Origin of the sequence: Streptomyces sp. NPDC002809 (assembly GCF_040295435.1) — a bacterium.
GTDB lineage: Bacteria > Actinomycetota > Actinomycetes > Streptomycetales > Streptomycetaceae > Streptomyces.
In genome coordinates this window covers 39,524-58,794 of the sequence record NZ_JBEOVJ010000048.1, presented here as the reverse complement: position 1 = coordinate 58,794, position 19,271 = coordinate 39,524, and the positions used below count along the sequence as shown (strand labels likewise).

The window sequence follows — 19,271 nt, the reverse complement described above, 5'->3', positions numbered from 1 at the left end:
AGCCCGTCCGGGACGTCGTCCAGCTTGATGACGGCCAGATCCTGCTCGGGATAGGCGGCGACCAGCGAGGCGCTGAGCATCCTGTTCCGGCGCGGGTGACTCCCACCCGGGCCGACGCGGCTGTCGCTCTGCCGGAACTCAGACCTCGTCGCGGACCAGGGCGAGCAGCCGGTCCAGCACGCGGGGCCCGCCCGCGCGCAGTCCGTCGTGCTCGAACTCGTCGGTCACCCAGGTGCGCAGCCCACGGATCGCTGCGGCTGTGCTCAGCGCGTGCGCGGTGTCCACGTACATGTCGTCGTGGTAGACGGCCGCGGCCACCGGCACCTCGTTGGCCGCGAGGCGCTCGATGTCGTACAGCGGCTCCCAGTCACCGCGGGTGGCGAGCAGTTCGGCGGTCTCGCGCAGGGGGCGCAGCGCGGGGTCGACGTCGAAGTGCCAGGGGTGAATGCTCTCGCCCGTGAACAGGACCGGGCCGTCGCCCTTGAGGGTGGTCGCCGCGTCGAACTGCGGGAACTCCGCGCGGACCCGCTCGGCCGCCCAGCCGGTGGGACGCTCGTCCTGGCCGTAGATGGCCTCGTGCAGGAGTGCGTACAGCGGGTGTCCCGCGAAGGAGTTGGCCGTGCGCATGGCCTCCTGGAAGGTGTCGGAGAGCTCGGTGCCGTGCGGGGTGGAGACGAAGGCGTTCTCCAGCAGGTAGTGCAGTTGGTGGCTGCCGTTGCCCCCGCCGAGCATGATGCCGAGGGACTGGAATCCCTCGGGAGTGAGCCGGTGCCCGGCGCTCTCCGGGCGGTGCTCCGCAAGGTGAGCGGTGATCGCGCGGGCGCGCTCGACGTCCTGCGGGTAGCGGAGGTAGTGCGCGGCGACCTTGCGCTCGATCCGCGGGTACGCGGCCCGGTAGACGTCGTCCGCGTGCGCGTCGAGGGAGGGCAGACCGCCGGTGATCAGGACGGCGCTGAGGCCTTCCGGTGCCGCCGACAGGTAGCGGACCGCGCAGAAGCCGCCGAAGGACTGGCCGAGGACGGTCCAGGGCGCACCCCCGGTCAGCTGCGGACGGATCAGTTCACAGTCGCGCACGATGCTGTCGGAACGGAAGTGCGCGAGGTAGTCGGCCTGCTCACGCGGACCGCCTCGGAGCGGCAGGGTCTGCCGGTTGGCAGGGGTGGACAGTCCGGTGCCGCGCTGGTCCAGAAGCAGCACCCGGAACTCCTTCACCGCCCGTCCCAGCCACGCCTCCGCACCGGTGAAGCGCCGGGCGCCGAAGCCGGGGCCGCCCTCCAGGTACACCAGCCACGGCAGCTCCTCACCGGCCCTGGAGCCGGCAACCACCTCACGGCCGAAGACCTCGATCTGCTCACCGCCCGGGTCGGTGTGATCGAGAGGTACCGAGAAGTAACGGTCGGTGAGGACGAGGCCGGGCAGGCGATAGCTGTTCAAGGGGGCTCCTGGATCGATGGTTCACGGACAGTTCAGCACATGGCCGTGCCCCGGACGGTCCCGGCCCATGTGCGACGGACATGTCCGGCTCCTACCGTGCAGTCATGATCCGGTTCGAGCAGGTCGGCAAGGTCTACCCGGACGGGACGATCGCCGTCGACGAGCTGTCCTTCGAGGTCACCGAGGGGGAACTGGTCACGCTGGTCGGCCCCTCGGGCTGCGGCAAGACCACCACGATGATGATGGTGAACCGGCTGATCGAACCGACCTCGGGCCGGATCCTGGTCGACGGCGAGGACATCTCGAAGACCGACCCGGTGAGACTGCGCCGCCGCATCGGCTACGTCATCCAGCAGGTGGGGCTCTTCCCGCATCGGACCGTCCTCGACAACACGGCGACGGTCCCGGCCCTGATCGGCTGGAAGCGGTCCAGGGCCCGGGAACGCGCGGCCGAGCTCCTCGATCTGGTGGGCCTGGACCCCGGGACGTACGGCTCGCGGTATCCCGCCCAGCTCTCCGGCGGCCAGCGCCAACGGGTCGGGGTGGCCCGGGCCCTGGCGGCGGACCCGCCGGTGCTGCTGATGGATGAACCGTTCGGTGCGGTGGACCCGGTGGTGCGGGAACACCTGCAGAACGAGTTCCTGAGCTTGCAGGCCACGGTCAGGAAGACGGTCCTGATGGTCACCCATGACATCGAGGAGGCGGTGCGGATGGGTGACCGGATCGCGGTGTACGGGGAGGGGCGGATCGAGCAGTTCGACAGCCCGGGTGCGGTACTCGGCTCGCCGGCGACTCCGTACGTGGCACGGTTCGTCGGCGCCGACCGCGGGTTGAAGCGGCTGTCGGTCACCACGATCGAACCGCACGACCTGGAGGAGCCGCCGGTCGCCCGGCTGGACGAGCGGGCTTCGGTGGCGGCGGCCCGGCTCGGCGCATCGGGCTCGCGGTGGGCGGTGGTGCTGAACGGAGCCGGTGAGCTGCACGGCTGGGTGTCGGCGGACGCGCTGCGGGGCGCCGGGGGAAACGGGCAGCACGGGACGGTGGCCGAACTGGCTCGTCGGATGGACGCGTGGGTGCCGGTGGGCGCCCCGCTCAAGCAGGCGTTCAGCGAGATGCTCCAGCACGATGCCGGGTGGGTGGCGGTACTGGACGGGGCGCGCTTCCTCGGCGTGCTGACTCCGGCCAAACTCCATGAGGCCCTGCGGCGTTCGGTGGACGCGGACGCACGGGGCGTGGGACGCGACGAGGTGCAGTTCGACTCGGTGGCGGATGCCTGACGGGGGCTCCCGGGCGTACGGGATTCACCCGGCTGGCGACGTGACACCGGAAGTCCCGCATGGTCAGGTGCACTTCGACTCCGAGACGGATGCCTCACGCGGACTCCTGGGCGTACGGGATTCACCCGCCGGCAGCGTGACGCCAGAAGTCCCGCATGGTCAGGGGATGTCGGGGGCCGGCCATCTCGACCTGACTGAGCATGATCGCGACCGTTCCGGTGGCCGGGACGATGTGCGCCGTGGTGCCGGTGCCGCCGACCCAGCCGTAGCGGCCCGGTACGTTCCAGGTGTCGGTCCTCTCGACGTCCACCGAGCCTCCGAACCCCCAGCCCTGCCCTTCGGTGAACAGTCCGCTCGCCTTGCGCTGTGCGGGTGTCAGGTGGTCGGTCGTCATCTGCCGCACCGATTCGGACGTCAGCAGAGGGCGGTCGCCCACGGTGCCGCCGGCGAGCAGCATCCGGCCGAAGGCGTGCCAGTCGCCGGCGGTCGACACCAGGCCGCCGGCCGCGGACGGGAAGTCCGGCATGCTGCTCCACTGTCCGTCGGGGGCGTCGACGAGTTCGAGGGCCCCTGCCTCACCGGCCCGGTAGTAGCTGGTGAACCGGTCCAGCTTCTGCGCGGGAACCTCGAACCCGGTGTCGGTCATACCGAGCGGTTCGAACAGTCGCTCGGCCAGGAAGTCCGGCAACGACTGCCCCGAGACCCGGGCGATCAGGACGCCCAGGATGTCCGAGCAGGTGTTGTACAGCCACGCCTCCCCAGGCTGGTGCAGCAGCGGGATCCGCGACAGTGCCGCCATCCAGGCGTCCGGTGCGGCGACGGCCTGCGGCTGCGGCGGGCCCTGCTTCAGCTCGCTGAACAAGGGCGCGACGGCGGGCAGCGAGAAGTCGGACGGGAATCCGAATCCGGCCCGGAAGGTCAGCAGGTCCAGCACGGTGATGGACCGGGCGGCCGGGACCACGTCGTCGACCGGACTCTCGGGGGTACGCACGGCCACGGGTGAGGCCAGTTCGGGGAGCCACGGCGCGACCGGGGCGTCCAGCTCGATCCGGCCGTCCTCGATCAGCATCATGGCCGCCGCCGCGGTGATCGGTTTGGTGAGAGAGGCGATCCGGAAGATGGAGTCAGGGGCCATCGGCCTGCCATCGCCGGTGCCGGCCCCGCCGACCGACCGCACTTCCTCCCGGTCTCCACGGGCCACAAGGCCCACGGCTCCCGGCACCGATCCGTCACGTACGTGCGTCTCGAGTACTTCGCGCAGGGTGCTCATCGCTCTCCGCCTTCTCGCATGGGGGTCACCATGCTGACTCCCGCACCGGTGCGAACTCATCGCACCGCGCCGGGCGGTCCGCCGCCCCATCCCGGCGATGCGGGCGGCGGACCGTCGTCCGGGTCAGGAGGACGGGAGGAGAAGGCGGACGGCGAGCACCGTGATGAGGGTGCTGGAGGCGAGCGCGGTGACGAGTCTCCCCCGGCTCCCGGTCAGTGCCCGGCCCAGTAGCGCCCCGCCGCCCGCGACGAGCAGCTGCCAGCTGGCGGACGCGACGAAGGCCGCGAGGACGAAGACGGCCCGGTGCGCGGGGGCCGCGGCAGCGACCGCCCCGCTGCCCAGGACCAGGGCCGCGAAGTAGACGACCGTCATCGGGTTCATGAGGGTGATCGCCAGCAGTGCCACGTAGGCCCGTGCGGGGGTGAGGGGGGCGCGGTCGGCGGGGCTGGCCGCGGCGCCGCTGCGATATGCGCCGAGCGCGCCGGCGCCACCGCGGACGGCGAGAGCGACAAGGACAGCGGCAGACGCCCAGCGGAAGGGAAGCATGACGGGTTCGATGAACGGGGTGAGCGCCGATCCCCCGACGACGGCGATCAGCGCGTAGAGCCCGTCCGCGGTCGCCACACCGAGCGCGGCGAAGGCACCGGTCTTCAGCGAGGTACGTGTGGTGAGGGCGGCGAGGTAGGTCGCGACGGCCCCGACCGGCATGGCGATGCCGTATCCGGCGAGCAGTCCGGCGACCAGGACGGCCGTCATCCGCGTCGGCGTGGCGGATTCCTCGGGTGGCCCGGCTGCTGTCGGCCGCTCGTCACCGGTCGGTCGGTGGGAGCCGGCAGCATGAGGGCGAAGTCCGTGGTCATGGGCAGATGCTGCAACCCGCGCAGGCAGCCGGGCAACTCCTTTTCGCCTGCGCCGGCGAACAGCGGTCCAGGAGCTGTCTCTCTTGACCCACACCCTGCACAAAGCCTAGGTTTCCGCTCGGAGAAAGCGCTTGCTATCCGGTGGGCGCCTCCTCACCGTGGAGGTGTTTGTCACGCCCAGCCAGGCTTCCCCCAGCAGGCCGATCCGGGTCGCGATCGTCGGCACCGGCGCGATCGCGCGCGTCAGCCATCTACCGGCCCTGCGTGCGCTGGCCGTCGAACAGCCCCTGGAGATCGTCGCGGCGGTCGACGTCGACGCCGCGTCCGCGGAGGCGTTCTGCGCCGAAGCGGGCGCCGGGCGTCCGTACACGGACCTCGACCGGATGCTCGCCGAGGAGCGTCCCGATCTGGTCACCCTGGGGACCCCGCCCCGCTTCCATCGCGATCAGACCATCTCCGCGCTGCGGTCCGGGGCCTGGGTCTGGTGCGAGAAGCCTCCGTGCCCGTCGCTGGAGGACTTCGACGCCATCGAGGCGGCAGAGGGCCCGGACAGGGGCGGTCCGTACGCCGCGATCGTGTTCCAGCACCGGTTCGGTTCCGGCTCGGACCACGTCCGGGCGCTGCTGGCCGAACAGGCGATGGGGCGGCCCCTGGTCGCCCACTGCCAGACCACCTGGTACCGGGACGAGGCGTACTACTCCGTGCCCTGGCGCGGGCGTTGGGACATGGAGGGCGGAGGCCCCGCCATGGGCCACGGCATCCATCAGATGGATCTGCTGCTCGATCTGCTGGGTCCGTGGTCGGAGATCCGCGCGATGGCCGGACGGCTGGTGCACGACGTGGAGACGGAGGACGTCTCCACCGCGCTCGTCCGCTTCGAGAACGGCACCATGGCCACGATCGTCAACAGCGTCCTCAGCCCGGACGAGGTCAGCCGGATCCGGATCGACTGCGAGCGGGCCACGGTCGAACTCACGCATCTGTACGGCCATCGCAACGCCGACTGGCGGATCACCCCCGCCCCCGGGGTGCCCGCCGAACAGGTGGCCGGCTGGCGGGACTTCGGCGCCGATGTGCCGAGCTCCCACGAGGCACAACTGCGCGGTCTGCTCCGCGATCTGCGGGCCGGCCGCCGTCCGCGCAGCAGTGGCGCCGACGGCCGTACCAGCCTGGAACTGGTCGCCGCCCTGTACAAGGCGGCCTTCACCGGGAACACCGTCCGGGCCGGCGAGATCGGCCCCGGAGATCCGTACTACAGCGCCCTGCACGGCAATGCCCCCGGCTGGGCGCCGGAGCCGACGGAGGCGAGCACGTGACCGGCCGGCTGAACCTGGTGCACCGCCACGGCGACCACATCACCGTCTCGGTGGCGGACAGCGGGGTGGAACTGCTGCGTTACGTGTACCGGCCCGAGGCGCCCTGGGAGGCGCCGAAGCCGTACATCCATCCGCTGCGCACACTCCTCGACCGGGTGGTGACGGACTACCGGCCCAACGACCACCGCTGGCACAAGGGGCTGCAGTTGACCGCCTCGCATCTGTCGGGGCAGAACCTGTGGGGCGGTAACACCTATGTGCCGGGCGAGGGCTATCAGCCGTTGCCCGAGCGGGTGGGTTCCATGGCGCACCGCGGGTTCGACGAGGTGTCTGTGCGGGAGGACGGGGCCACGGTCGGCGAGCGGCTGAGCTGGCATCCGTACAGCGGCGAACTGTGGGCCGACGAGGTGCGCAGGGTCGAGGTGCACGACGTCGATCCGGTGTCCGGCAGCTGGGTGCTGACATGGTCGTCCGCCGTCACCAACCGCCGGGAGGAACCGCTGCGGTTCGGCAGTCCCACCACCCACGGGCGGGACGGCGCGGGCTACACGGGGCTGTTCTGGCGCGGCCCTCGCGCCTTCCGTGACGGCCAGATCCTCACCCCCGACGGCGAGGGGCCCGAGGTGATGGGGCGGCAGGCGCCCTGGCTGGCGTACAGCGGCGAGCACGACGGGGTGGACGGACATGCGACGCTCGTCTTCGCCCACGCTCCGGAGAACGACCACACGGGGGCGGGCGGTGAGCATCCCGCGCACTGGTTCGTCCGCAACGACCCCTTCGCCGCGGTCGCCCCGTCCTTCGCCTTCCATGAGGAGCTCGTGCTGGAGCCCGGGGCCACGTTGACCCGGCGCTACCGGGTGGTGGTCGCGGACGGGGCATGGGACCGCGAGCGGATCGAGGCCAGGCTCGCAGAGCTGGCCTGGTGATCCGGTACGGCCGGCGACCGCCCGAACCGGCCTCACCCACCCGCGCCTTGCCGTCTCCGTCGGCGTGCGGACCGGGGGTTGCGGTGGACGGAATCGCAGAAGTGCCTTCCTGAACGGGAACGAGAGGCTGTTGCTCGGCGTCTCCGGGGAAGGGTGGCGTCGAGCCGGCCGGGAAGGCCGGGTCCGCCGGCCGGGAAGGCCGGGTCCGAATCGTTCCGGCACACGGCCGTGCCATGCCGGCGGCGCCGTCATTTCACGCGCTGTCCGGCGAGGTCGAGCCACTGTTCCACGTCGGCCGGGGTGAAGTGTCGGATGGCCCAGTCGACCATGCGAAGGCTCATGTGAGCCCAAATCGGCCGCAGCACGTCCTCGGGGAGCGAGTCGAGGACAGCGTCGAGGCGCTGCGTCACGCTCGGGTCGGTATTCATGGCGTGTATCCCGAAGCGCAGGGTGATCAGGTCGAATCGCCGGTCACCGCGGGCGGCACCGTCCCAGTCGACGACGCCGGTGACCGAGCCGCCGGTCGCCAGGATGTTGCCGGGGTGGAAGTCCATGTGCACAGCGTCCTGCCCGGCCAGGTGCGCGGGGTACTCCGCACCGACATCGGCGATCCAGTGTTCCAGCGCGGCACTGCGACGGTCGTGCCGGCGCAAGGGCTCGTGCAGGCAGTATCCGGGCCCGTCCTCGCGCAGGAAGAGCTTCACTGCCGGGATATCGGGGTGGTCGGCAAGCCGGTCGGCCTGCGACCGGTTGAGTGCGAGCGCCTGGTCCAGGCCGCGGTGGTCGAGGCGCTCGATCTTCGTGCCCGGCAGGAGCTCTTGGACGAGGACCACCGCGTGGCCGACCTGGGCGGTCAACTCAGTGGCCGGCGCCGGATATCCGCCCAGTCGTAGCACTTCGGTGACGGCGAGCGGGCCGGCCTCCATGTCCGCCACGCGGCTGTGTGGCCGCCACTTGAGGACGGAGCGGTGATGGTCGGGCCAGCGCACATAGGCGGCACCGACCTGTCCGCCCGGGCACGGGCCGTCCAGGGTCAGGCGGACACCGGTCCGGGCGTGAAGGGCGTCGACCGTCCGGGCGGCGTCGAGCCGCTCAGCACGCGCCCAGCGCTGTGGCAGGGAGGTCACCGGGCCGATTATCGCCGGACCTGCCGCGCAATCGGCAATCCCGGCATGCACGTCGCGCGCCTTCGATGTGCCATCAACCGCTCCTCCCGCCAGGAGGTATGACGGAAAATGCGGTCATGGACCTTCCCCGCATCTTCACCATCCGCGAGAGCGGCCACCGGATCCACAACCCGCTGACCGCGGCCAAGTTCGCCGCCCTGGGCGAAGCACTCCGCCTCGCCCCCGGGACACGGGTGCTCGACCTGGCCAGCGGCTCGGGCGAGATGCTGTGCACCTGGGCACGTGACCACGGGGTCACGGGCACCGGCGTGGACATCAGCACGGCCTTCACCGAGCACGCCCGAGCCCGCGCCGTCGAACTCGGCGTCGCCGACCGGGTCGAGTTCGTCCACGGTGACGCCTCCGGCCATGTCGCGGACCAGCCGGTCGATCTGGCCGCCTGTGTCGGCGCCACGTGGATCGGGAACGGTGTCGCCGGAACGACCGAGCTGCTCGGCCGCAGTCTCCGGCCCGGAGGTCTGATGCTGGTCGGTGAGCCGTACTGGCTGCGGACACCTCCGGACGAGGAGACCGCCATGGCCTGCCACGCCACGGGCATCGCCGATTTCCTGCGACTCCCGGACCTGATCGGGCAGTTCCAGGATCTCGGGTACGACGTCGTGGAGATGATGCTGGCCGACCAGGACAGCTGGGACCGGTACGTCGCGGCCCAGTGGCTCAGCATGCGCCGCTGGCTCGACCGGAACCCGGACGACGAACTGGCCCCCGACGTACGGGAGGAACTCACCACCGAGCCCGCCCGCTACGCGCGCTCCACGCGTGAGTACCTCGGCTGGGGAGTCTTCGCCCTCATGAAGCGCTGACGCTCCCGTTCCGTGCGGGACCGGACGTCACACCGTCCGGGCCCCGCACGGGACATGTCGTCACCGCGCGATGGTTTCGGCGGCCCGGGCGAGCGACGGGCCCGAGCGTCCTCGGCCGGATCCCGTACCCCGGCTTCCTCCACCGCTCGGGGCACGCGAAGTCCGAGCTCGCCCCTCCCGACGAACCGTTCACAACACCTTGCGCCGAGAAGCTCGGTCGCACTGTTCCTCACGTGTGCACGAAGTCCCGGTGCTCTTCATCCGAAGGATCCGCTTGCCGGGCAAGGGTCATCCGCCGAGCGGCTCAGGGCCGGGAACGGACGGCAGGTGGCGTACGGCCACGGCAACGGCCTCGTCCGCTGTGCCGAATTGGCCGAGGTCCTGGCTGATGATGCCCCTGCCCACTCCGTATGTGCTGTCGCTGTTCGCGCTCAGGCACGGCCCGACGACAGTCAGGTGCGGTCGGGTGGTGGTCGAGAAACGTACCGCCCAGTGGCTCGTGAACGGATAGAGGGTACGCAGCGTCGGCTCGGCGTGCGCCGCCTCGACGAGGTTCTGGTACGTCGCCTGCCAGGCGTACTCCAGTTCGGTCGCCTCCTGGCGCATGCTCTGCCACTCGGAGTCGGTCAAACGCACGGGATCGTTGTCGGGCACCTCGAACCGGCCGGTCAGGTGGACGAAAGGAGCCGCGCGGCGTATGCCGTCCAGGGGCGTCCCGTCGTGCCACGCCCTGGCCGCCTCGGCCACCTCTGCCAGGTCGTCGGTCGTGCCGTCGATGAGGGGCAGGGTCTGGAACGGCTCCGTTCCCCGGATCGACCATCGTCGTTCGTGTGACCATGCGCTGATCTCCAGCGGTTCGCGGTGCGGCTGGGTGCTTGCGACGGTCGCACGGCGCAGGGGGTCGGAGGCCGAGGCGGTGACGGGGGTGTCGCCGAGGCGGCTGTCCTGCTCGGCCCGGAGGGCTGTGGCCAGGCTGCCGAGGCCGGCGACGTCGGGGTACAGGGCTGCGGGATCAGGAGGGGTGGACACGGCTCCCGATTCTGCCCTGTCCTCAGCCTTCTGTGCAGGCCCTGATCAGCCGGACACGGCCCCGGCCCCGTTGCACGTCAGCGGGCGGCCGCAGGTGCGACGGGTGCGGCCGCCGGCGCCAGGGCGCTCACTCGCCGGGAACGAGGTCGTGGGACCGCAAATAGGTGCGGGCCACGTCCTCGGGAAGCCTGCGCCGGCTGTCCACCTGCTCGTTCATCCGGGCCAGGTCCTCGGTCGTCAGTACGGTGTTCAGTCTGTCCAGCGCCGAGCGGACGCCTTCGCTGCCCGCCCGTGACCGGTTGACGACGGGTACCAGGTGGTCGGCATTCTGGAGGTGCTTGTCGTCCGACAACAGGACGAGGCCGAATTCGTCGAGGGTGGCATCGGTGGTGGTGGTCAGCACCATCTGGTCGCGGCCGCTCCGGACCGCCTGCTTGGCCGGGGTGGTGCCGACCCCCTTGGGATCCACGCCGGTGATGTCGATGCCGTACGTCTTCTTCAGCCCGGGGGCGCAGTAGGGACGCCGGACGCATTCGTCGCCTGCCGCCAGACGGACCGGCAGGCCCGACCTCCCCAGGTCGCTCAGGGACTTCAGGTGGTGCTTCGCCGCGTAGGCGCCGGTGACCGCGAAGGCGTTCTGGTCGACGGCTCGGCCGGGGTCGAGGACGGTGAGGCCACGGGGTGCGGCCAGGGCGCGCAGGGCCTTCATGGTGGTGCCGAGGTCGGGTGAGCCGACGGGAGCGGCGTCGGCGCCGTTCTTCTTGGCGTTCAGCCAGTCGGCGAAGGTGGCGGCGTACTCCGGGACGACGTCGATCTGCCCGCTTTCCAGAGCCGGTTCGTAGATCTCCCGGTTGGTGACGGAGATGATCTTCGTCGAGTATCCGGCCCGGTCGAGCAGCAGGGCGTACATCCGGGCGAGCAGATCGCTCTCGGTGAATCCCGCCGAGCCCATGGTGAGGTGTCTGCTGTCGCCGGGCGGGGCGGTGACGTCGCCCTGGTTCTCCAGCGCGGGTCCGCTGGTGCACGCGGAAACCGGCGCAAGAAACAGAAGCAACGCGATCACGTGCCGGGCGCTCATCCGGTGTTCCCGCCACGGGCGCGGTCGGGAGCGATTCGCTGCGCGAGCTCGAAGAGCCCTTCCACGACCAGGGCGAACACGGCGACCAGCACGGCCCCGGCGACGACCTGGGCGGTGGAGGCGAGATTGAAGCCGGCGGTGATGATGCGGCCCAGTCCCCCGCCGCCCGCCAGTGCGGCGATGGTGGCGGTGGCGACGAGCTGGACCGCGGCGATACGTACACCGGTCAGAATGAGCGGCAGGGCGAGGGGCACCTCCACCTGGGTCAGCATCTGCCGGCCCGTCATGCCCATGCCCCGGGCCGCCCGTACGACGTCCTGGTCGACCTCGCGCATGCCGACGTAGGCGTTGGTGAGCAGCGGCGGTACGGCGAACAGGACGAGCGCGACGACGGTCGGTCCCTCCCCGAACCTGCCGATCGGAGTGAGCAGCAGGAGGACGAGGACGGCGAAGGTGGGGACCGCCCGGCCGATGTTGGAGATGTTGACGGCGAGGGCACCGCCCTTGCCGAGATGCCCGAGGACCAGGGCCACGGGCAGAGCGATGAGGCAGCTGATCAGCAGGCAGACGACGGTGAGGACGAGGTGCTGGGCGAGCCGGGTCCAGATGCCGTCCTCGCCGTACCAGTGCGCCGAGGTCGTGAGCCAGGTCCAGGCGTCGGAGAGGGTGTTCACGACTGCCTCCGTGTCCAGGGGGTGAGCAGGCGCTGCGCAAGGAGGAGCAACAGGTCGGCGACGACGGCGATGACGACGCACAGGACGGAGGCGGTGAGCACCTGGGCCTTGAAGTAGGTGTTCATGCCGGAGTAGATGAGGTTGCCCAGTCCGCCGTACCCGACGATCGCGCCGATGGTGACCAGGGAGACGGCGGAGACGGTGGCGATGCGCAGGCCCGCCATCGCGGCCGGCAGGGCGAGCGGGAGTTCCACGGCGACGAGCAGCCGTACCGGGCCGTACCCCATGCCGCGCGCCGCCTGCCGGGTCTCCTCGGGCACGGCGCGCAGCCCTGCCAGGATGTTCCGCACGAGCAGGGTGAGCGAGTACAGGACGAGGCCGGCCACGACGAGCGAGGCGGAGAGTCCGTACACGGGGAGCAGCAGCGAGAACATGGCGAGCGACGGGACGGTGTAGAGGACTGTCGTGAGTCCCAGCACCGGACCTGGGGCCCAGCGCCAGCGGCGGGCCGCGAGGGCGAGCGGCAGGGCGATCACCAGTGCGACGAGTACGGCGACCGCGGTCAGCTGAAGATGCTGCACCACGGCGTCCCAGAGAATGTGCCGACGGCTGCTCAGATAGGCCCCGCAGATCCACTCGTTGCGCGCGAGGCAGTCGTCCGGGGGCGCGGTCACCTGTTCATTGCAGCCCTGGGCGGGGCGGGAGCGCGCGTCCTGTTCGACTGTTCGAGGGGCACGTGGGGTGGCGCTCCCGCGGGCGGAGTGGATCGTCGCGGAGGTTTCCTCCGCCTCCGGTACGGAGACCCAGTCGCGCCCGTCCCGCCAGCGGGGTGTGCGTCACACTGGCGCACACCGACGATCAGGGAGTGCCGATGTCCACGCCTGCCAGGCACCCGGCCGCCGGGTCGCCCGCCTTCGATGAGCAGCTGCGCACGCTGGGCTGGAGCTGGCCGGCGACATCCCTGCCGACCTCGTCCAGTACCGCGCCGCTGCGGCCGGCACCACCAGCCTCCCCGAGCAGCGCTACCTCACCGCTCGGGCCGCCCGTCTGCACCAGAGGGGGAAAGCCTGATCCCCGGCGGGCCGACGGCCGGTCCTGGTGCCGCCACACCGTTCAGATTCCCGACGAGCTCGTCCGGCCTGGAGAACATCGGCCGGTGCCCCGTGTCCATCGTCACCGGCTCCCACGTCTCACCGGTCAGCAACGCGGCCACGCCATCGGCCGGTTCGGCGCCGTCGAGAAGGCACTTGAGGTACGTCGCCAGAAAATCGCCGAGCGAGCCGTTCAGCACCGCGGGATCGCTCAGGGAGGCACCGGGGTGCGGAGTGGATCCGCTCACGATGTGAGCGGTCTGCGCGCCGGTGAGGCCCTGACCCTCGAAGTGGGCGTCAGGCACCAACGCCTCTCATGGCTCAGCCCTGTCGTCCGCTGGACGGAGCCTCGTGGCGAGCGGGGTGCGCATCCGCACGGGACGCCAGGATCTCCAGGACCCTCTCCCCCCAGCGCACGTTCTCCTCCTCGAAGGACCGTCCGCGCATCAGTGTCAGATACGGGCCGATGCGCTCCGTCTCACGTACGAACGTGTCCTCGTCGCGGCCGTCCAGCATGCGGTTCCGCAGCCGTTCGTAGCGGGCGAGTTTGGCGCGCGCCCACTCCATGCGCTCCTCGACCGAGGCGCGCACGGCGTCCCGGTCGCCGTCGTCCACGGCCTGGGTCATGACCAGGAGTTCGTCGCGGATGGCCGTGGGGCGGGGCGCGTCGGCGGTGAATCCGGCGAGCGCGCCGCGCCCGGTCTCCGTGAGGGTGAACACCCGCTTGTTAGGCCTGCGCTGCTGTTCGACCACTCGGGCCTCGATCAGGCCGCTCTCCACCAACCGGTCCAGCTCGCGGTAGAGCTGCTGCGGAGTGGCGGACCAGAAGTTCGCCACCGAGACGTCGAAGACCTTGGCCAGGTCGTAACCGGAGGCCTCGCCTTCGAGCAGCGCCGCCAGGACCGCGTACTTGAGAGACATCTGGACAGGCTAACACCTATGCGATTATTCTCATTCGCACCTATTCAACAAATTGACTATGGAGTGTGGAATGCATCCCTTCCGTAAAGCCGTCGAGGCCCACGACCTCGGCGCGGTCGAGGCGATGCTGGCCGAGGACGTCGTCTTCACCAGCCCGGTGGCATTCAAGCCCTACCCCGGGAGGCCCCTCACCGCCGCGATCCTGCGTGCGGTCACCGAGGTCTTCACGGACTTCCGATACGTGCGGGAGATGGCGAGCGACGACGGCCGCGATCACGCACTCGTGTTCGTGGCGAAGGTGGGCGACCGGGAGATCAACGGCTGCGACTTCCTGCACATGAACGAGGCGGGCGAGATCGACGACCTGATGGTCATGGTCCGGCCCCTTTCGGCCGCGCAGGCACTGGCCGCGGCCATGGGTGCCCGGTTCGAGCAGATCAGCCGTGAGGCCTCGGCAGGCTGATCACGCGCTCCACAACCCCCCTGGACGGACAGGCCGGTTGACACGGTTCGCGTACCTTCCACAGGGAACGCCGTTGATAGGGTCAGCGTCCTATGGACACCAGCACCGAGATCGAGTTGGTCGACGTTCCGCCGGGCCGGGTGACTCTGTCCGACCGTCGCACGCAGCACAGCTGGGCGGTCGATCTCGCGCCGTACCGGCTCGCGGCGTTCCCCGTCACCCAGGCCCAGTACACACAGGTCACCGGCGAGCGGCCGAGTACCGCGCAGGGCGGACTGCTGCCCGTCGAGGGGGTTTCCTGGCTGGACGCCGTCCGTTTCTGCAACGCCCTGTCCCGGCGCGAGGGTCTGGCGCCCGCCTACCGTCTGCACACCGATGCCGCGCAGGTCGAGTGGGACACGGCCGCCGGCGGGTACCGGCTGCCGGCCGAGGCCGAGTGGGAGCACGCGTGCCGGGCCGGCACGACGGCGGCACGCTACGGGCGGCTCGACGACATCGCCTGGCACCGCGGCAACTCGCAGGAGCGGCCGCACGAGGTGGGCAGCCGGCAGCCCAACGCCTGGGGCCTGTACGACACGTTGGGCAATGTGTGGGAGTGGTGCTGGGACGTCTACGACGCCGAGGTGTACGGCACCTACCGGGTGCTGCGCGGTGGCGGCTGGTTCGACGAGCGCTGGAGCTGCCGGGCCTCCGTGCGACGCCGCAGCCACCCGACGTTCCGGATCGACGACACGGGCTTCCGCGTCGCCCGCTCGGGTCCGAGCTGAGCCGCTCCCGGCTGCGCGGGCCGGCCGGCGGGTGCTCGATCCGGACCCGGAGCCGGAGCTGCGGCCGACCCGGCCGACCACCGGGGCGGAACGGTACACAGGACGGCGGCCGCCGAGCGCGGGCCGCCCGTGTACAGGCTTGAGCAGGCCGATCCGGACGGCGGTGTCCTGGACGGCGTCGTCCAGGACCGAGGCCGCTGTTACGCCCGGGCCAGTCGCGAGAAGGGCAGCATGCGCGTACGGATCACCGCCGTGCGTCGACCCGGTTCGGTTCACGGCGGCTCGGCGGCTCCCGGCGGTTGCGGGCCGGCGGGGCACGGTGTTGATTCGAAGTAGGTGTCCGGGCGGCCGCCCGATTCTCCGATCCGGGGGTGAACCCCTGTGCTGTTCGCCGACCGCGCCGACGCGGGACAACGGCTGGCCGAGGCCCTTCACCCGCTGGCGGCAAGCGATCCCGTCGTGCTGGGGCTGCCGCGTGGCGGCGTACCGGTGGCTTTCCGGGTCGCCGGGGAACTCGGCGCCTCACTCGATGTGATCGTGGTGCGCAAGCTCGGCGTCCCGTACCACCCGGAGCTGGGCTTCGGCGCCATCGGCGAGGGCGGGGTACGGGTCATCAGTGAGGACATCGTGCGGCGCGGCCGGGTGTCGGAGGCGGATATCGCCGCCGTCGAACGCGCCGAGGAGGCCGAACTGGTGCGGCGGGCAAGGACGTTCCGGGGCGACCGGCCCCGCATCCCACTGGCGGGACGCACGGTGATCGTCGTCGACGACGGGATCGCGACCGGCGCGACCGCCCTGGCCGCATGCACGGTGGCCCGTGCCCAGGGAGCGGCGCGCGTGGTGCTGGCCGTTCCCGTGGCGTCGCCGGACGCCGCCGAACGGTTGCGCGGCCAGGTCGACGAGCTGGTGTGCCTGTCGACACCGTACGGATTCTCCGCCGTGGGTGAGTGGTACCGGGACTTCGGTCAGACCCCGGACGAGGAGGTCGTCTCACTGCTGGCCGGGGCAGCGTCCGCGGAAGCCCCTCGGACACCCGTCGAGGTGGCGGTGGAGGCGGGTGACGTGATCCTGCCCGGCGAGCTCACCGAGGCCGGGGACGCCGGGGCGGTCGTCGTGTTCGCGCACGGTTCCGGCAGCAGCCGGCACAGCCCACGCAACCGCTCGGTGGCGGCCGCCCTGAACCGGGCGGGCCTCGGCACCCTGCTCTTCGATCTCCTCACCCCCGCCGAGGAGGCCGACCGCGCCAACGTCTTCGACATCACCACTCTGGCCGGACGGCTGGCCGATGTCACCGACTGGGTGCAGCGCCGTACCCCCGTCCCCGTCGGCGTGTTCGGGGCCAGCACCGGCGCCGCGGCGGCGCTGCGGGCCGCCGCGGCCGTCGGCACGCAGCGCGGCGAGGGGATCGGCGCCGTCGTCTCCCGTGGCGGCCGTCCCGACCTCGCCGGCGACTGCCTCGGCGACGTACGGGCCCCGACCCTGCTCATCGTGGGCGGCGACGACACCCGCGTGCTGGAGCTGAACCGGCAGGCACAGGCCCAACTGCACTGCGAGAACCGGCTCGACGTCGTCGCCGGTGCCACGCACCTCTTCGAGGAGCCGGGCGCGCTGGACGAGGTCGCAGAACTGGCCCGGGAATGGTTCACCGGACATCTGATCGCCCGATCCAGCTGATCACCCGATCCGGCTGACGCCGGACCGATCCGCGGCCCGTCCGCCCGCACGTCCGCACGTCCGCACGTCCGCACGTCACAGCGGGAGCGTGGGCGGTCGGAATCACTTCCGCAGGGTTTCTCCGGTCACGAAGCAACCCACCGCGCACATCCGCCATCTTGATCCACAACAAGGCGGCATGCCGCACAGGACCGACTTCCTCCCACTCCCCACGAGCGCAGGGGTCCGAGCACCGCGCACCTATACGCATGATGTATACATGGAGCGTATAGAGGTTGCCGGGCCGTCCCGTTCGCGCACGAAAGGCTCCCATGCACAGCAAAGCACTGGCGCCCGAGTACCAGGGCCCCCTCACCAAGATGTCCGTGAACGCATCCCTCACGGACGTGCTGGCCGAGGGCAAACGCCACTTGAGGGAGGCCGAACTCGCCGGCTCCCCGCAGGAAGTGGCCCGCGCCGGGCTCGCGGTGGCCGAGGCGCACCGCAGGCTGGGCCACGTGCAGGAGGCCGACCGGGCCTGGAAGGCCAGCTACCGGGCCGCCCGGTCGGCCGGTGACACGGGAGCCATGGCCTGGGCGCTGTGGAGCGGCGGGACACTCGCCCGGCAGCGCGGCGGACTACGGCTCGCCTTCCGCCTGTTGAGGCTGGCCGCGGACCTGGGGAAGGCGGGCGGGGATGTGGTCGCACGCGGCTACTCGCTCGCCGGCCTCGCCGAGACCGGACGCATCCAGGGCGACTACCGGACCGTCGCCGCCCTGCACGAGCAGCTCCTGGCCGAGGCACGAGCCCGCGGCGAGGCACGCCACACCGTCTGGGCCCTGGAGGGCATCGCCCAGATCCACCGCAACACCGGGTCCTTCGACACCGCCCTGGAGATGTTCGAGGAGGCGGCCCAGCTCGCCGGGGAAGCGGACGACCGGCGTGGGCGGGCCTGGGCGCTGCGCGGGATGGCCGACATCATCTCCGTACGGGACAACGACCCGGAGCGGGCGCTCGGCCTGCTCGCCGAGGCCGAACTGACCTGCCGCGCGATGAAGTTGTCGAGCGCCCTCGCCTACAACCACAAGATGCGCGCCAACGTGCTCTACCGCGCCCGGCGGTACGAGGAGGCCAGGGTGGTCTACGAGGAGGCGCTGGCGGAGTTCCGCGCGATGACGGAGCCCCGGGGCGAGGCGCTGGCCCGGCTCGGGCTGGTCAAGTCGCTGGCCCGGCTCGGCCGCGACCGTGGCGAGACCGCGGCGGAACTGGACGTACTGTGTGCCACGCTCGACCGGATCGGACTGCTCAACGCCCGTGCCATGGTCGACAAGGCGTACGCGGAGCTGGGCGTGACACCGGCCGAAGACGTGGCACCGGCCGACGGTGCGACGGCCCCGGCGGGCGGCCGCCGATGACACCGCCCCTGGCCCAGCGGACCGACGCGCCCCGGATACTGGCCCGATGCCGCGATCTCGTCCGTCCGGCGCTCGGCCGGGCGGTCCGGCAACTTCATCCGTGGCATGCCGAGATCACCGCGTTCTCCCTCGGCTGGGACGGGGCCGACGGCCGTGCCGCCCCCGGTGCGCAGGGCAAGGGTGTCCGGCAGACCTTGGCCGTCCTCGGTGCGGAGGCCGTCGGCGCGAAGGCGGAGAGCGCGGTGCCCGGAGCGGTTGCCGTCGAACTGATCCATACGTTCTCCCTGCTCCACGACGACATCATGGACGGCGACGAGACCCGCAGGCAGCGGGCCACCGCCTGGAAGGCCTTCGGGACCGGGCCCGCGGTCCTCGCCGGGGACGCGCTCTTCGCGCTGGCCGTTCAGACGCTGGCCGAGGCTCCCGGCGGCACGTGCGTCCCAGCGGTCCGGCTGCTGGCCGGGGCGCTCAACGACCTGGTGCGGGGACAGGCCGACGACCTGCTCTTCGAGTCGCGGCCCTGGACCGGGCCCGATGCCGTGGAACCGCACGAGTACCGGCGGATGTGCGAGCAGAAGACGGGCGCACTGCTGGGCTGCGCCGCCGGCCTGGGCGCCGTCCTCGGCGGCGCCGGGCGCTCGGAGACCGATGCGCTCACTACGGCGGGGCGCCATCTCGGTGTGGCGTTCCAGGCCGTGGACGACGTGCTCGGCATCTGGGGCGACCCGGCGGTCACCGGCAAGCCGGTGCACAGCGACCTGCGCCGCCGGAAGAAGACGTACCCCGTCCTCGCCGCCCTCGCCTCCGGTGGCCCGGCCTCTCTGCGACTGGGCGCGCTGCTGCGCACCGGGGAAACGTTGGACGACCGCACGGTCCAGCGGGCGGCCGAGCTGATCGAGGAGGCCGGCGGCCGGGCGGCGGCCCTGGCCGAGGCGGACCGGCATCTGGAGAGTGCCCGCGCCTGCGTGGAGAGCGCGGACCTGGCCCCGGATCCCCTGGCGGACCTTCTCTCCCTGCTGCCGTACTTCGTCGACCGCACCGTGTGACACACTCCGCGCGGCCGGCCGGGGCGGCGGGTCTCCGCCCGCCGGCCGCCGCGGGTGTTCC

19 protein-coding genes are annotated in these 19,271 nt (G+C 71.4%); 9 read left to right on the top strand and 10 right to left on the bottom strand.

Annotation, left to right across the window (positions count from 1 at the left end; genetic code table 11):
- Positions 1-138: 138 nt before the first annotated feature.
- The gene (locus ABT025_RS25520; RefSeq protein ID WP_350998867.1) at positions 139-1,434 is read right to left on the bottom strand and encodes an alpha/beta fold hydrolase; all 1,296 of its coding nucleotides are present in this window, start codon (positions 1,432-1,434) and stop codon (positions 139-141) included.
- 104 nt (positions 1,435-1,538) lie between these two features.
- On the opposite strand from ABT025_RS25520, the gene ABT025_RS25515 reads away from it, so the two are divergent.
- Entirely contained in the window at positions 1,539-2,711 is a 1,173-nt protein-coding gene (locus tag ABT025_RS25515; RefSeq protein ID WP_350998864.1) for an ABC transporter ATP-binding protein, read from the top strand.
- A 121-nt stretch (positions 2,712-2,832) separates the two neighbouring features.
- Here the strand turns inward: ABT025_RS25515 and ABT025_RS25510 are convergent, their stop codons facing one another.
- Complete coding sequence (locus tag ABT025_RS25510) at positions 2,833-3,981, bottom strand: serine hydrolase domain-containing protein (RefSeq protein ID WP_350998862.1); 1,149 nt, start codon at positions 3,979-3,981, stop codon at positions 2,833-2,835.
- A 123-nt stretch (positions 3,982-4,104) separates the two neighbouring features.
- Complete coding sequence (locus ABT025_RS25505) at positions 4,105-4,737, bottom strand: LysE family transporter (RefSeq protein WP_350998859.1); 633 nt, start codon at positions 4,735-4,737, stop codon at positions 4,105-4,107.
- A gap of 268 nt (positions 4,738-5,005) precedes the next feature.
- On the opposite strand from ABT025_RS25505, the gene ABT025_RS25500 reads away from it, so the two are divergent.
- On the top strand, positions 5,006-6,157 hold the full coding sequence (locus ABT025_RS25500; RefSeq protein WP_350998875.1) for a Gfo/Idh/MocA family protein: 1,152 nt from the start codon (positions 5,006-5,008) through the stop codon (positions 6,155-6,157).
- Positions 6,154-7,083 carry a DUF6807 domain-containing protein gene (locus ABT025_RS25495; RefSeq protein WP_350998857.1) on the top strand — a complete coding sequence of 310 codons (930 nt, stop codon included), beginning with the start codon at positions 6,154-6,156 and terminating at the stop codon, positions 7,081-7,083. Before ABT025_RS25500 ends, ABT025_RS25495 begins: the two co-directional genes overlap by 4 nt.
- 248 nt (positions 7,084-7,331) lie before the next feature.
- Here the strand turns inward: ABT025_RS25495 and ABT025_RS25490 are convergent, their stop codons facing one another.
- On the bottom strand, positions 7,332-8,210 hold the full coding sequence (locus ABT025_RS25490; RefSeq protein WP_350998851.1) for a phosphotransferase: 879 nt from the start codon (positions 8,208-8,210) through the stop codon (positions 7,332-7,334).
- A gap of 116 nt (positions 8,211-8,326) precedes the next feature.
- Here ABT025_RS25490 and ABT025_RS25485 point away from each other — a divergent pair, with 116 nt between their 5' ends.
- The gene (locus ABT025_RS25485) at positions 8,327-9,073 is read left to right on the top strand and encodes an SAM-dependent methyltransferase (RefSeq protein ID WP_350998849.1); all 747 of its coding nucleotides are present in this window, start codon (positions 8,327-8,329) and stop codon (positions 9,071-9,073) included.
- Positions 9,074-9,361: 288 nt separating this feature from the next.
- Here the strand turns inward: ABT025_RS25485 and ABT025_RS25480 are convergent, their stop codons facing one another.
- From ABT025_RS25480 to ABT025_RS25455, 6 genes are all read right to left on the bottom strand, one after another.
- Entirely contained in the window at positions 9,362-10,102 is a 741-nt protein-coding gene (locus ABT025_RS25480; RefSeq protein ID WP_350998847.1) for a DUF6193 family natural product biosynthesis protein, read from the bottom strand.
- Positions 10,103-10,229: 127 nt separating this feature from the next.
- Complete coding sequence (locus ABT025_RS25475) at positions 10,230-11,180, bottom strand: ABC transporter substrate-binding protein (protein ID WP_350998844.1); 951 nt, start codon at positions 11,178-11,180, stop codon at positions 10,230-10,232.
- The gene (locus ABT025_RS25470) at positions 11,177-11,854 is read right to left on the bottom strand and encodes an ABC transporter permease (RefSeq protein ID WP_350998841.1); all 678 of its coding nucleotides are present in this window, start codon (positions 11,852-11,854) and stop codon (positions 11,177-11,179) included. The genes ABT025_RS25475 and ABT025_RS25470 overlap by 4 nt, the downstream gene beginning before the upstream one ends.
- Positions 11,851-12,528, bottom strand: coding sequence for an ABC transporter permease (locus ABT025_RS25465; RefSeq protein WP_350998838.1), 678 nt, complete (start codon positions 12,526-12,528; stop codon positions 11,851-11,853). Before ABT025_RS25465 ends, ABT025_RS25470 begins: the two co-directional genes overlap by 4 nt.
- Positions 12,529-12,881: 353 nt before the next feature.
- Positions 12,882-13,250, bottom strand: a complete 369-nt coding sequence (locus tag ABT025_RS25460) for a hypothetical protein (RefSeq protein ID WP_502972025.1) — start codon at positions 13,248-13,250, stop codon at positions 12,882-12,884.
- Positions 13,251-13,266: 16 nt separating this feature from the next.
- Positions 13,267-13,866 (bottom strand): PadR family transcriptional regulator, encoded by a 600-nt coding sequence (locus ABT025_RS25455; RefSeq protein ID WP_350998835.1) that lies wholly within the window; start codon positions 13,864-13,866, stop codon positions 13,267-13,269.
- A 70-nt stretch (positions 13,867-13,936) separates the two neighbouring features.
- Between ABT025_RS25455 and ABT025_RS25450 the strand changes: the two genes are divergently transcribed.
- The 5 genes from ABT025_RS25450 to ABT025_RS25430 all read left to right on the top strand — a co-directional run bounded on the left by ABT025_RS25450 (position 13,937) and on the right by ABT025_RS25430 (position 19,210).
- Positions 13,937-14,329, top strand: coding sequence for a nuclear transport factor 2 family protein (locus ABT025_RS25450; protein ID WP_350998832.1), 393 nt, complete (start codon positions 13,937-13,939; stop codon positions 14,327-14,329).
- A gap of 92 nt (positions 14,330-14,421) precedes the next feature.
- On the top strand, positions 14,422-15,096 hold the full coding sequence (locus tag ABT025_RS25445; protein WP_350998829.1) for a formylglycine-generating enzyme family protein: 675 nt from the start codon (positions 14,422-14,424) through the stop codon (positions 15,094-15,096).
- Positions 15,097-15,477: 381 nt separating this feature from the next.
- Entirely contained in the window at positions 15,478-16,770 is a 1,293-nt protein-coding gene (locus ABT025_RS25440) for a phosphoribosyltransferase family protein (RefSeq protein ID WP_350998827.1), read from the top strand.
- A gap of 311 nt (positions 16,771-17,081) precedes the next feature.
- Positions 17,082-18,164, top strand: a complete 1,083-nt coding sequence (locus ABT025_RS25435; protein ID WP_350998824.1) for a tetratricopeptide repeat protein — start codon at positions 17,082-17,084, stop codon at positions 18,162-18,164.
- Positions 18,161-19,210 carry a polyprenyl synthetase family protein gene (locus ABT025_RS25430; protein WP_350998822.1) on the top strand — a complete coding sequence of 350 codons (1,050 nt, stop codon included), beginning with the start codon at positions 18,161-18,163 and terminating at the stop codon, positions 19,208-19,210. Before ABT025_RS25435 ends, ABT025_RS25430 begins: the two co-directional genes overlap by 4 nt.
- The last annotated feature ends 61 nt before the right edge of the window (positions 19,211-19,271 follow it).